The organism is Leadbetterella sp. DM7 (assembly GCF_040829825.2).
GTDB lineage: Bacteria > Bacteroidota > Bacteroidia > Cytophagales > Spirosomataceae > Leadbetterella.
Window position 1 is genome coordinate 150,900 of record NZ_JBFOLH020000002.1, and the last position, 13,299, is coordinate 164,198.

10 protein-coding genes are annotated in these 13,299 nt (G+C 50.4%); 4 read left to right on the forward strand and 6 right to left on the reverse strand.

From position 1 onward, the window contains the following. Nucleotides 1–295: 295 nt before the first annotated feature. From AB2U10_RS02530 to AB2U10_RS02550, 5 genes are all read right to left on the reverse strand, one after another. Nucleotides 296–1,174: a pirin family protein gene (locus AB2U10_RS02530; RefSeq protein ID WP_367915526.1), complete on the reverse strand. Its 879-nt coding sequence runs from the start codon at nt 1,172–1,174 to the stop codon at nt 296–298. Nucleotides 1,175–1,241: 67 nt separating this feature from the next. Then, nucleotides 1,242–1,835: a Crp/Fnr family transcriptional regulator gene (locus AB2U10_RS02535; RefSeq protein ID WP_367915525.1), complete on the reverse strand. Its 594-nt coding sequence runs from the start codon at nt 1,833–1,835 to the stop codon at nt 1,242–1,244. After that, nucleotides 1,832–2,824 carry a virulence RhuM family protein gene (locus AB2U10_RS02540; protein WP_367915524.1) on the reverse strand — a complete coding sequence of 331 codons (993 nt, stop codon included), beginning with the start codon at nt 2,822–2,824 and terminating at the stop codon, nt 1,832–1,834. Before AB2U10_RS02540 ends, AB2U10_RS02535 begins: the two co-directional genes overlap by 4 nt. Before the next feature lie 157 nt (nt 2,825–2,981). Continuing rightward, complete coding sequence (locus AB2U10_RS02545; RefSeq protein WP_367915523.1) at nt 2,982–3,356, reverse strand: DoxX family protein; 375 nt, start codon at nt 3,354–3,356, stop codon at nt 2,982–2,984. A gap of 226 nt (nt 3,357–3,582) precedes the next feature. Continuing rightward, nucleotides 3,583–4,461 (reverse strand): dienelactone hydrolase family protein, encoded by an 879-nt coding sequence (locus AB2U10_RS02550; protein ID WP_367915522.1) that lies wholly within the window; start codon nt 4,459–4,461, stop codon nt 3,583–3,585. A gap of 153 nt (nt 4,462–4,614) precedes the next feature. On the opposite strand from AB2U10_RS02550, the gene AB2U10_RS02555 reads away from it, so the two are divergent. The 4 genes from AB2U10_RS02555 to AB2U10_RS02570 all read left to right on the forward strand — a co-directional run bounded on the left by AB2U10_RS02555 (nt 4,615) and on the right by AB2U10_RS02570 (nt 13,018). After that, nucleotides 4,615–4,989 carry a hypothetical protein gene (locus tag AB2U10_RS02555; RefSeq protein ID WP_367915521.1) on the forward strand — a complete coding sequence of 125 codons (375 nt, stop codon included), beginning with the start codon at nt 4,615–4,617 and terminating at the stop codon, nt 4,987–4,989. Nucleotides 4,990–5,069: 80 nt separating this feature from the next. Then, the gene (locus AB2U10_RS02560; RefSeq protein ID WP_367915520.1) at nt 5,070–9,356 is read left to right on the forward strand and encodes a CusA/CzcA family heavy metal efflux RND transporter; all 4,287 of its coding nucleotides are present in this window, start codon (nt 5,070–5,072) and stop codon (nt 9,354–9,356) included. 93 nt (nt 9,357–9,449) lie between these two features. Continuing rightward, nucleotides 9,450–10,574 carry an efflux RND transporter periplasmic adaptor subunit gene (locus AB2U10_RS02565; RefSeq protein WP_367915519.1) on the forward strand — a complete coding sequence of 375 codons (1,125 nt, stop codon included), beginning with the start codon at nt 9,450–9,452 and terminating at the stop codon, nt 10,572–10,574. Between the two features lie 101 nt (nt 10,575–10,675). Next, nucleotides 10,676–13,018 carry a S9 family peptidase gene (locus AB2U10_RS02570; RefSeq protein WP_367915518.1) on the forward strand — a complete coding sequence of 781 codons (2,343 nt, stop codon included), beginning with the start codon at nt 10,676–10,678 and terminating at the stop codon, nt 13,016–13,018. A gap of 86 nt (nt 13,019–13,104) precedes the next feature. Here AB2U10_RS02570 and AB2U10_RS02575 read toward each other — a convergent pair whose 3' ends face one another. Beyond that, on the reverse strand, nt 13,105–13,251 hold the full coding sequence (locus AB2U10_RS02575) for a hypothetical protein (RefSeq protein ID WP_367915517.1): 147 nt from the start codon (nt 13,249–13,251) through the stop codon (nt 13,105–13,107). Nucleotides 13,252–13,299: the final 48 nt, after the last annotated feature.

Here is a 13,299-nt window from a genome sequence, read left to right on the forward strand (position 1 = left end):
AGTTTTTCGCTTTGGAGACATGAAAGCCGGAAATGTTACAGAAAATTTAAAAAACAGCTATGAATTATTGGCAATTAATCATTGAAGCAATAACCAGAAATACGTTTAACCGCTAAGCACCTGGATTTTATAGCCGGAATAGACGTACCTTTATAAATCCGCCTCTTATGCCTGTACCGGACGCAAGATACCACAAACCTGAAGGATTGATTTCATTTGTTCATGCCACAAATAAGTGAGGGTACAAAGATAAAAAACCTCTGTACCCTCTTCCTGTTTTGATGAACGTTGTCAGTTAATCCTGCAGGTATCCAAATTTCCCTTTATTGAAGTCATCAAATGCCTGCAGTAATTCCTGGCGGGTATTCATCACAAAAGGCCCGTGAGCGGCAATGGGCTCATTAATGGGCTCCCCGCTCATAACCAGGACCACGGCATCCTCAGTGGCTTCCAGGCTAAACTCTTCCCCCTCATTCGCCATGAGCACAAAATGATCTGCGGGGGCTTCTTCCGTACCGTTTACCTTAATTCCCCCTTCAATAACCAGCAGTGCAGTATTAAAACTGGCCGGGAAATTAAAACGGGCATTGGCTCCTTTTTTCAGCTTCGCATTCAACAGGTGCAAAGGGGTAAATGTAGAAGCTCTCCCTTTAACGCCCTGGTATTCACCTGCTATGACCTCAACTTCACCCTGATTATTTTCAAGCGTATAACGGTTCATGGTGGCATTTTCAATGGATTGATATTTGGGCGCACTCATCTTGTCTTTGGCCGGTAAGTTGACCCACAACTGCACCATCTGGAATTCACCTCCTTTTTTACTCCACTCCTTTTCGTGGAATTCTTTGTGCAAAACTCCGCTGGCAGCGGTCATCCACTGCACATCTCCTTCCCCGATAACTCCACCGCCACCACTGCTGTCGTGATGCTCCACTTTTCCTTTATAGGCAATGGTCACGGTTTCAAAACCCCGGTGCGGGTGCACGCCCACGCCTTTGGGTATTTCACTGGGCGCAAAATAATATTTCGAATTGTAATCCATCATAATGACCGGATTCATCCGCTGCATATCCAGCCGGTAAGCGCCGGGTATAAAATTGTGTACTCTGAAACCATCGCCTACAAAGTGGGGTTCTCTCGGGCTTATAACTAATTCTACTGTTTTGGTTGCCATCTTCTTAAAATTTTATACCACAAAGGTACCCGGTCCCGGCAACCTGCACATTGACCTATGATAAGAACTACATCCTGTGATTTTTCCCGGCCAGCTCCTTTCTCACCCGGCTCAGGCTTTCCGGGGTGATCCCCAGGTAAGAAGCTATAAAAATCTGGGGCACGCGAAGCAGCAGATCAGGATACATCCGGATAAAATCCAGGTATCTTTCTTCGGCAGTAGCGCTCTGCAGCTGAGTAATTCTTCGCTGCAAATGCCGGATATGGTTATGAAGCAGCCGGTTATTGAACTCCAGGAAGGCCGTATCTGATTTAGACAATTCCAGGAACAGGTTCTCGTCCAAAAGAAAGGTAACGGTGTCTTCCAATGCCTGCATAAAATAAGACGACGGCCGGTCAAAATAAACACTTTCCCTGTCAGACATAAACCAGTTTTCAGGCGCAAACTGGATAATATGCTCTTTCCCCTTCTCATCAATGGAAAACTGCCGCAGCAATCCTCTTTCCACAAAAAAAGAGTACCGGCACTTCTCGCCCTGCCTTAACAGGAACTCTCCCTTTTTAAATTCACGGATGCTGCAATGCGACAACAGCTGCTCAATGGCGGCCTGGTCTGTCCCTATATTAGAAGTCAGGTAAGTGATAAATCTGAAATTGTTCATTTAAGCTTTTTAATATCCTCTTCTAATTCTTTCAGGCTTTGTTCCTTTTCCACTCCCTTCTGTATCAACTGATACTTTTCATGTTCTTCACCTGATTTTTTGAGTGCCGTTTCATGGCTGATTTTGCCTGCATGGGTCAATAACTCCCGGCCGTTCAGCTGAAGAATCAGGTCCAGACGCTCCATCCAGTCTTTCATATACATGGGAGTACGCTGCTGTGCCATGGTTTCGGCGAAGGCCAGGTACTGCTCTACCAGAAGCCCGAGCAGTTTCATTTCATCTTCATTCAGGTAGTTTTTGGCAATACTTACATCTGATTTTTTGATGGAAATAAAATCTTTCTTGTCGTATGACTGCATGCCCATCAGTGGGAGACTGGCGTCTGCGCGGCGGTATACCAGTTCAGCAGCAGTCTGCTGGCTTATGGCCCACAGTAACTTATTTTGAACTATCTTAAAAAACTCGCGCGTTTTTTCATCTTGGGGATCATAATCTATACTGGTTGTGTATATATCTTTAATTTTCTGATAGAAAAAACGCTCTGAAATGCGGATCTCCCGGATACGTTCCTGCAATTCGCTGAAATAGTTCATGGAGCTGCCCGACTTGAAACGGTCATCATTCAGGGTAAAACCTTTAATAATATACTCCCTGAGACGCTGAGTAGCCCATATACGGAACTGGGTGCCCTGCAGCGATTTTACGCGGTAGCCTACGGAGATGATTACGTCCAGGTTATAATGGTCTAATTCCCTTTCTACACTCCGGCTACCTTCCGTTTGAACTGTTCGGAATTTCCGAACAGTTGCTCCGGGCTCTAGTTCCCCTTCCTCAAAGACATTCTTAATGTGCTCACTTATGGTAGCTTTTGATTTCTGAAATAACTCACACATTTGCGCCTGTGTAAGCCAAACGGTTTCCTCTTCTAATCGTACATCTATTTTGATGTTACCGGCGGGATTTTGGTAGATGATGATTTCGCTGTTCATTGTGTTTACATGATTTTACAAGACCATACAAATTACAACTCCTACCTCAATGTTTTAATTACTTATCCTAAATTCTTTGATTTTCTTATCCGGAGTTCAGAAATTCCGGAAGGTTGCAGAGGGTTTTATTCCAAAACTATTAGCCCACCGGTAGCCTTTACTTCCTTCCCCACGCCACCAGCACACCCAGAGCGACCGTAAAAATATTAAACCCGATATCTTGGGCTTCACCTCTTGAAATATGAAAAATACTTGCTGCGATCATCAATGCAATAATCCCGTAAGCAGCATAAACAGTCAGCCGGGGCTGAATACGGAGTAACGCAGGCAATACAATTCCGATACCGCCCAATAAATCAACAAAGCCGGTGATCAGAGCCAGGCCGGGATTATCTTTTACCCATGGAAAAGGCAATTGTTCAGGTGCGAATATTTTCATAGATCCGACCCAGATAAAAGTCAGGGCTAAAATTACCTGGGCTACCCAGAGAAGTACATTCCGTGTTTTTGATATTTTTTGCTCTGCTGTCATAACGCATATTTTTTTGATAAGACAAATCTAACCATCTTTACTATCCAAATGATATTACTTTCCCTTCAGATAGCACTACCCAAAAGGAAAGTAACACAAAAAGTAAAAGAAATGTTATCGAAAGGCGGTTGCCTAAAAACCATGCTTACAAAGCACAGGAGTTTCACCTGCTCTCCGCCAGGCTTTATCTTTCAGATACCGGAAATTGTCGAAGTCAAACACACCATCATTTCAACGTTTCCTTAAAAAACTCCACCACCCGCCCCCACGCCAGCACTGCTGCCTCCTTATCAAAACGCGGGGTGGTATCGTTATGAAACCCGTGGTTGGTATCCGGGTAAAAATAAACCGTATACGCTTTATTATTCTCTTTCAGGGCTTTTTCATAGGCGGGCCAGCCTTCGTTGACGCGGGTATCCAGTGCAGCATAATGCAGCTGGAGCGGGGCCTGGATGGCCGGTACTTCACTTGCCGGAGGCTGTCCGCCGTAAAAAGGTACGGCAGCCTTCAACCCGGGAATACGTACGGCCATCATATTAGCGATCCAGCCGCCGAAGCAAAAGCCCACTACGCCTACTTTGCCGTTGCAGAATTCGTTCGACTTCAGGAAGTCAGCAGCCGCAATAAAATCCTCCAGCATTTCATCCCGGTCCCGTTTGGCCTGCAGCAGCCGGCCGTCATCGTCGTTGCCGGGATAACCGCCCAATGGACTCAATGCATCCGGTGCGAAGCTCACAAACCCGGCCAGCGCAGCCCTCCGGGCCACATCTTCGATATGCGGGTTCAGACCCCGGTTTTCGTGTACTACCACTACCCCGCCCAGCTTTTTCGTATTGCCTTTGGGCATACAAAGCAGGCCTTTGATAGTACCACCACCTTTGGGAGAAGAATAGGTTACATAACGCGAATCTACCGCGGGATCATCCGGTTTTACCTGGATGGCGGTCTTATAATCAGGCGTAAGAAAACTCATCAATGAAGCTACCGTAGCCCCTCCTACCGCGTAAACGGAGAGCTTTTGCATGAAATCAGACCGGCTTAGCCGGTTATGGGCATAGTCATTGTACAGGTCCAGCAGTTCCTGCTTCATCTTGGGATCTTTCATAGTTCTAAACATTTAGGTACATTAAAGATACGATCCGGAACCGGGTCTTCTGCAAAACCCCTGCCTTAATTTACGATTAAACCCGGAATTGTGAAGACTAATTGCCCGTTTCAAACATCCGGTGATCCGTAAAACCTGCTTATCTTTGCACCAATGAGGAAAGCCCTTTCCATATTGCTCCTGAGTGCCTACCTGTTTTCAAACGCTGAGCTTTGCCAGCTCTTGAAAATTCCGCTCCTTATTGAACATTACCACGAGTTTGTGGCTAACGGAGAAGGCGACCTGGTCGACTTCCTGGTGCACCATTACGGGGGTCATGAAAAAGACAGCGACTGGGATACCGACATGAAGCTCCCCTTTATGACCCTTGGGGGTGATCTCAGCCACGCCTTTTATATTCCTAAAATACAATTCGATATCCCGGCCCAACCGGCCATTCCCCGCGAAAACAGCCAACCCGTAGACAGGGTACAAAACCTGGTTTCCAGCTACTACAACAGCATTCTTCAGCCTCCCCGTATAGCTTAGCTTTTCAATGATCACCGGATACCTGCGGCATGCCTGTCGCAAGCTCCGCTATGTATTTTTTAATTGTTAATCCAGCTATCATGTTGAATAGTATTATCCGCTTTTCCTTGCGGAATAAGCTCATTGTAGGGCTCTTTACCGTGGGCCTGATTATTTTCGGTGTATACGAAGCCACCCGCCTGCCTATAGATGCCCAACCCGACATTACCAATAACCAGGTGCAGGTGATCACCGTAGCGCCGTCTTATGGTGCCGTCGATATCGAGCGGCTTGTCACCATTCCCATTGAGCAGGCCAACAGCAATATACCGGGCGTCACAGAGATCCGGAGCTTTAACCGCTTTGGCCTGTCGCTCGTCACCATTGTTTTCACCGACGAAACCGATATTTACCTGGCCCGCCAGCTGGTCACCGAACGCCTGAACCAGGTAAAGGAACAGATCCCTGACGGGATAGGCAATCCCGAGCTGGGCCCGGTGTCTACCGGACTGGGAGAAATTTTCCAGTATGTGGTTCGACCCCAAAAAGGCTATGAATCCAGGTACGATGAAACCGGCCTCCGTACCCTGCAGGACTGGGTGATCCGCCGCCAGCTGCTCGGCACACCGGGTGTAGCCGAAGTCAGCAGCTTCGGAGGCAAGCTGAAGCAATACGAGATTGCCATTAACCCCGATAAGCTGCAAGCCTTCCGGCTGACCATTAACGACGTCTTTGACGCCCTGGAAGCCAACAACCAGAATACCGGCGGAGCTTATATCGAAAAGGCCGAAACCGTGCTTTTTATCCGTACGGAAGGACTGATCGGCAGTGTGGACGACATCGGGGACATCGCCGTGAACCATACGGCTGACGGAAGCCCGGTACGGATCCGCGACGTGGCTGAAGTAAAAACCGGTTATGCCACCCGTTACGGAGCCATGACCTATAACGACCAGGGCGAGGTATCAGGCGCCATCGTTCTTATGCTCAAAGGCGAGAACGCCAGCCAGGTCATTAAAAACATCAAAAAGCGGCTCGCAGAGATCGAAAAGACCCTGCCTGAAGGAGTGGTTATCGAGCCTTTCCTGGATCGCGCCAAAATGGTGAGCAACACTATCCACACCATTGAAACCAACCTCATTGAAGGAGCCCTGATCGTGGTGTTCATACTGGTGCTCTTCCTCGGCAATCTGAGGGCCGGCCTGCTGGTGGCCTCCGTGATCCCGCTTTCCATGCTTTTTGCCATTATCCTGATGAACATCTTCGGGGTGGGTGGTAACCTCATGAGCCTGGGTGCCCTGGACTTCGGCCTGATCGTAGACGGGGCCGTGATCATTGTGGAAGCCGTGCTCCATCAGCTGGCCCGGCACGGTTACCTGGGAAATACCCGTAATCAAAATATGGATCAGCCGGTATACGATTCCGCCAGCAAGATGGTCAACTCGGCCGTTTTCGGGCAGATCATCATCCTGGTGGTGTATCTCCCGATCTTCACCCTGCAGGGCATAGAAGGAAAAATGTTTATCCCCATGGCCCAAACGGTGACTTTCGCGCTTATCGGGGCTTTTATCCTATCGCTGACCTACGTACCCATGATGAGCTCCCTGGTCTTAAAAGTACCCTCCGGCCAGACTTTTGCGGATAAGATCATGGCCGGAATAGAGGCGTTTCACTCCCGTTACCTTTTCAAAAGCCTTAAATATTCCCGGCTGATCATGGGTGTGGTGCTGCTGCTTTTTGCCGGGGCCGTGTTTGTGCTGTCGCGCATGGGGGGTGAGTTTGTCCCCTCTTTGGAAGAAGGAGATTTTGCCGTGGAAATGCGGATTCTTCCGGGCAGTAATATCAATACCACTATCCGCGAAACCAATAAAGCCGCCCATATCCTGCTCACCCGGTTTCCCGAAGTAGAAAAAGTGGTGACCAAAATCGGGAGCGCCGAAATTCCCACCGAACCTATGCCCATGGATGCGGGGGATATGATCGTGGTTTTGAAACCGAAAAAAGAATGGACTTCCGCCGGGTCTTTCCCCGAGCTGTCAGAAAAAATGAGCCGGGCGTTACAGGTTCTTCCCGGGCTTACTACCGGCTTCCAGTTCCCGGTGCAGATGCGGTTTAACGAACTCATGACCGGTGCGCGCCAGGATGTGGTAGTGAAGATTTTTGGGGAAGACCTGGATAAGCTGGTTAAATATGCCCACCAGTTGAGTGGTTTGATCACAAAAGTGCCCGGCGCACAGGACCTGTACATTGAACCGCTGATCGGGGCGCCACAGGTGGTGATCAACTATGACCGGGCCGCACTTTCCCGCTACAAGCTATCCGTCAAAGCCGTGAACCGCATCGTTAACAGTGCTTTTGCCGGGCAAAGCGCCGGACAGGTTTTTGAAGGCGAACGGCGGTTTGAACTCATGGTACGGATGGACGCCGGCCTGAAAAAAGACATAGAAGATATCCGTAACCTGCTGGTGCCTGCACCCTCCGGCATACAGGTACCTCTTCGTCAGCTGGCTGCTGTGGAATACACCAACACCCCGAACCAGATTCAGCGCGAAAATACCCGCCGCCGCATCGTGGTCGGTTTTAACGTGCGAGGCCGCGATGTGCAAAGCATTGTACAGGAATTGCAACAAAAAGCAGCGAAAAACATACACCTGGAAACCGGTTACACCATGACCTACGGGGGTACATTTGAAAACCTGAACAAAGCCAGGGCCCGCCTGGGCGTGGCTGTTCCCATCTCGCTGGTGCTCATCTTCCTGCTGCTGTTTTTCTCGTTCCGGTCGGTCAGGTACAGCCTGCTGATCTATACGGCCATTCCGCTGTCGGCCATTGGCGGGGTGTATTTCCTGGCCTTACGGGGAATGCCGTTCAGCATCAGCGCGGGCGTGGGGTTCATTGCCCTGTTTGGCGTAGCGGTGCTAAACGGGATCGTACTGGTGGCTGAATATAACCGGATCCGGCTCGGTGAAGGCCTGAATGCCGTTCAAACGGTGCTGAAAGGCACACGGGTAAGGCTGCGACCGGTACTGATGACCGCCCTGGTGGCCTCGCTAGGCTTCCTGCCCATGGCCCTCAGCAAAGGCTCAGGGGCCGAGGTTCAGCGCCCCCTTGCCACGGTGGTGATCGGCGGGCTCCTGTTTGCCACTTTCCTCACCCTGTTTGTATTACCTATTCTTTATGTGCTGGCCGAGAATATCCGGAAGCCGAAAGCATCCGCCCTGATCCTTCCCTTGGTATTCCTGGGATTGGGGGCTTCCGCCCAAAAATCCATTACCCTGGAAGAAGCAATACAGACTGCTACCGAAAACAATCTTTCGGTTAAGGATGCGAAATTACAGGCGGAGTACAGGGAAAAGCTTACAGGCACCTGGCTGGACCTCACCCCCGCAGAGTTGGCCGGAGAATACGGGAAATACAATGGACTCCGGCCGGATAACCGGGTAACCGTCAGCCAGCGGTTCCGTTTGCCGGGAGCTTACCAAAAGCAAAAGACGGTACTGGAAAGGGAGTGGCAGCTGGCGGTTTTAAATCAAAGCCTCACGAAAGCCCAGATTAAAAAGGCGGTTTCGGAAGTATTTCAGCATATCCTTATTCTCCGGGAAAGGAAAGAACTGCTCCAAAAGACCGATTCCCTGTTTACCCGGTTCCTCGGCTTATCCCGTCAAAAACTGGAGCTGGGAGAAGCCGATCGCCTGGAATCATCTACCGCCACCATCCAGAAAGAGCAGATCAGCCTGCAATTGGCCCGGATCCTGAACGACCTGGACATTAGCCGGCTTGAGCTTCAGCTGCTTTTAAATACCGATGAGCTGCCTGAACCGGTGGCGCCTGCGGCGAAAATCGGGTTAGACCTTTGCTGTACCGTAGAAGATCACCCCGAGCTCCGGGCATTACAGCAGCAGGCACAGGTACATGATGCTCAGATTGAGGCTGAAAAAAGCCGGCTTTTACCCGGGTTTTCGCTGGCTTACTCCAACCAGACCCTGCGTGACCTGGCTCCCGGACGTTTCGGCTCGGTAACCGCAGGGATCGACATTCCTGTTTTTACCAAAAGTCAGAAATCCCGGATTCAGGCTTCTCAAATTCAGAAAAGCATCACTGAAAATGAGCTGGCACTCAAAGAAAAACAGCTGCATACGGCCTACCAGCAGGCACTGAACGAGACCATGTACCTCGAATCCATCCTACGGAATTACGAGGAAAAGCAGATTCCCCAGACACTGCTGGCCGAACAGCTGGCTCAGCAACAGCTCCGGGCCGGGGAGATCAACTACCTCGATTGGGTCATTCTCACCCGCCAGTCGCTGGAAGTGAGAACCGGGCACCTCGACGCTCTCGAGCAACTGAACCTTTGTGTCATCCGATTAAATTACCTGGCAATGGAATAGCTATCAGCCTTCAGCTATCAGCTATCAGAAAGGGATACCACGAATAAAGCTAAAAGCTGACGGCTGATAGCTAAAAACTAAAATTAATACCTAATGAAAAGTAAATACATCATCGCTACTCTACTCTTAGCAGCTGTTGCCTGCAGGCAGGAAGTAAAGGAGACCCCGGAAGAAGCCGGTAAAACCCCGGAAAACATCATCCGGCTTTCTGAAGAACAAATGAAAACCATGGAGCTGTCGGTTACGCAGCTTCAGACCCGGAACCTGGAAGCCACCCTCCGGCTGAACGGAAAAGTAGATGCCGCACCCTCAGACGTGGTGTCGGTCACCTCTGCACTGGGCGGCTACGTCAGGAAAATCCATATCCTGCCGGGAGCTTCCTTTACCAAAGGGCAGATCCTGGCCGTTCTGGAAGACAACCAGTTCATCCAGCTTCAGCAGGATTACCTTACCACCCGGGTACAGCTCAAAACGGCCGAACTTAACTACGAGCGCCAAAAAGCGCTGAACCGTACCCAGGCCGCCAGCGACAAAACACTGCAGCAGGCCGAAGCCGAATACGAGACGCTGAAGGTAAGCCGGAAAGCGCTTGAAGAAAAGTTGCGGCTGATCCATATAGACCCTGAAAGCGTCAGCACCGATAACCTCCGCAGCACCATTCACCTGTTCGCACCGTTCAGCGGAACCGTCAGCGAGATCCGGGTGAACACCGGCCAATACGTTTCTCCCACCGAAACACTGTTTGAACTGGTCAACCCCGCCGGCCTGCTCCTGCGGATCAAAGCATTTGAAAAAGACCTGCCCGCTTTAAAAACGGGTCAGGAGCTGCGTTTCTCCACCAACGAGGGTTTCTCGTCCCGCGCACGGATCATCTCTACCGGGAAGACCGTGAACGAAGACGGTTCCACGGATATCCTTGCGCGTCCGACAAGTAACACCTCCGCCCTGATTACGGGCATGTACGTCAGTGCCGAAATCGAAACCCAAAACCGGCCGGCTAACGTACTTCCCGAGGCCAGTGTAGTAATGTTTGAAAACCAATGGTATGTTTTTGAGCAGCTATCCGAACGCGTTTTCCGTATGCTGGAAGTCCAGCCGGGCATCCGTCACCTGGGCTGGGTAGAAATTCTTCAACCGGGCGTATTGGGAGGAAAAGCGTTGGTGGAGAACGGGGCCTATACTTTACTGATGGGGTTGAAGAACAAAGCAGAGGAATAACTTCGTCTATTCAAACTGCAGGATTATCGAAAGTCAGCAGGCATTCTATAGATATTTCTCCGGAAACCCTTATATTTAAAGTACGTTTAAAGACCAACGAAATGTTCAGAACACTCAAAAGCAAGGTTTGTGTAATAATACTGCTCCTATACGGTAACAGTATGGCATCACCCGGCGACTCCCTTCGCCGGAAAGACTACGAAAGAGCTGCCAACTATCTGGCTCAGGGCTTACAAAAATATGTGTATAACACTTCACTCCGCCCCAACTGGCTGGAGGGCGACAAATTCTGGTTCCTCGAAATCACTTCGAAAGGGAAAACTTTTTTCCTGGCAGACCCGGTTAAGAAAACACGGAAAGCCGCTTTTGATCATACGAAGCTGGCACAGGCGCTGGGAAAAGCAACGGGTAAGAGCTATGACCCTGACCAGCTGCCCTTTAAAACCATCCGTTTTTCTCCTGACCTGAAGACCCTCTATTTTTCAGCCGAAAAGAAAAGCTGGGCCTACACGCCGGCTTCCGGCAAGCTCTCAGAATCAACGGTTGAAGTAGCAGACGAACCGGGGCAGGAAGGGTTTATGGCCCGGAGACCGCGTACTCCTGACATTCCTTCACCCGACGGTAAAATGGTGGCTTTCCTGAAAGATCATAACCTTTGGGTACGCGACGTCAGCACCAAAAAAGAAACCCAGCTTACTACCGACGGGGTCAAAGATTTCGGCTATGCTACCGATAATGCCGGTTGGACCAACGGCGACGGTGCTATCATCAGCTGGTCGCCCGATTCCCGGAAAATAGCCACCTTCCAGCAGGATCAGCGCCATGTAAAAGACATGTACCTGGTGACCACCAATGTAGGCTCCCCTACCCTGAAATCCTGGAAATACCCTTTGCCGGGTGACAAAGAAGTCATTCTGATCCACCGCGTGGTCATTGACGTACCCACCCGCAAGGTGGTACGCCTGAAAGTGGACCCGGATCCGCGCCGCTCATCGCTGAGCGACAATATCACCGACAGCGGTCGCCTGGCCGACGTAGACTGGTCGCCTGACGGAAAAGAGCTGGCCTTCCTCTCTACTTCAAGAGATCACAAGATCTCCCGGATGCGGATCGCCGACACTGAAACCGGCGATGTGCGGGAAGTATTTGAAGAGACAGTTCCCACTTACTACGAATCAGGCGTGAATGCCATCAACTGGCGGTACTTCCCGGCCACAAACGAAATCCTCTGGTATTCTGAAAGAGACAATTGGGGCCATCTTTACCTGTACGATTCCCGTACCGGGAAGCTTAAAAACCAGGTAACCAAAGGCAATTTCGTAGTAGCGCGCGTCACAGATATTGACGAGAAAAGCCGCCGGATCTGGTTTACCACGGCCGGCATGGACCCCAAAAACCCGTATTACCAGCGCTATTGCCGGGTAGATTTCGATGGGAAAAACTTTACCGATCTCACGCCGGCTACCGGAACCCACCAGATCACCTGGTCGCCTTCGAAAAAATACCTCATTGATACCTACTCCGAACCTGACGTTCCCCAGGCATTTGAGCTGAGAGACGCCGACGGCAACAGCCTGCTGGCTTTGGGCAAAGCCGATATCTCGCAGCTGGAATCGGAAACCGGCTGGACACCGGCCACCCCGGTCAGGCTGAAAGCAGCCGACGGTAAAACCGACATCTACGGACTTGTATATACGCCCAGGCACTTCGAGCCCGGCAAAAAATACCCGGTGATCAACTATATCTATCCCGGCCCGCAGGGCGGAAGCGTACGGTCATGGGGCTTCAGCACGGTTTCCGGAGATAACCGCGCGCTGGCCGAGCTGGGCTTTATTGTGGTAGCCATAGAAGGCACCAGCAACCCCTACAGGTCTAAAAGCTACCACGACATGAACTACGGAAACATGGGTGAAAATACCCTGCCCGACCAGATCGCCGGTATTAAGCAGCTGGCGCAACAATTCCCGATCGACCTCGACAAAGTGGGTATCTGGGGGCATTCCGGTGGCGGGTTTGCCACAGCCGCCGCCATGTTCAAATACCCTGACTTTTACAAAGTAGGCATCTCAGAATCGGGCAACCACGATAACCGGAACTACGAAGACGACTGGGGTGAAAGGTACAACGGCCTCCTCGAAAATGCCGATTATGAAGCCCAGGCCAACCCTACCTATGCCAAAAACCTGAAAGGGAAACTCATGCTGGCTCACGGGATGATGGACAATAACGTACCCCCTTATAACACCCTGCTGGTGGTGGAAGCCCTGCAGAAGGCGAACAAAGATTTTGACCTGGTGATTTTCCCGTCGGCTACCCACGGTTTCGGGCCATATTCCAATTACATGATGCGACTGCGCTGGGATTATTTTGTACGGCATTTAAAAGGGCTCACACCGCCAAAAGAATTTGATATGGGTGCCTATCTGAGCAGAATGGGCCGCTAGTCCATCAGCCCGGAATGAGATCAGGCTAGAAGCTGTCTTAAAAAGGGCGGAAACAACGCAGCAGTTTTCGTCCTTTTCAGGGCAGTTCAGTCCAGTGAATTAATCAGCACATAGTACTTATAGGCCACTATGGCCTGCTCAAACTTCGTGAGCTTCATCGGATCTTTTTTGCTGTACTTCGGCAGCACCGCCTTATTCACTTTGTTTAGAAATCTGAAAAAACGCTTTTTCATTGGCATAAACCTTTCTGTAAAACCATACCCGCTTCACGCACGAAAGTA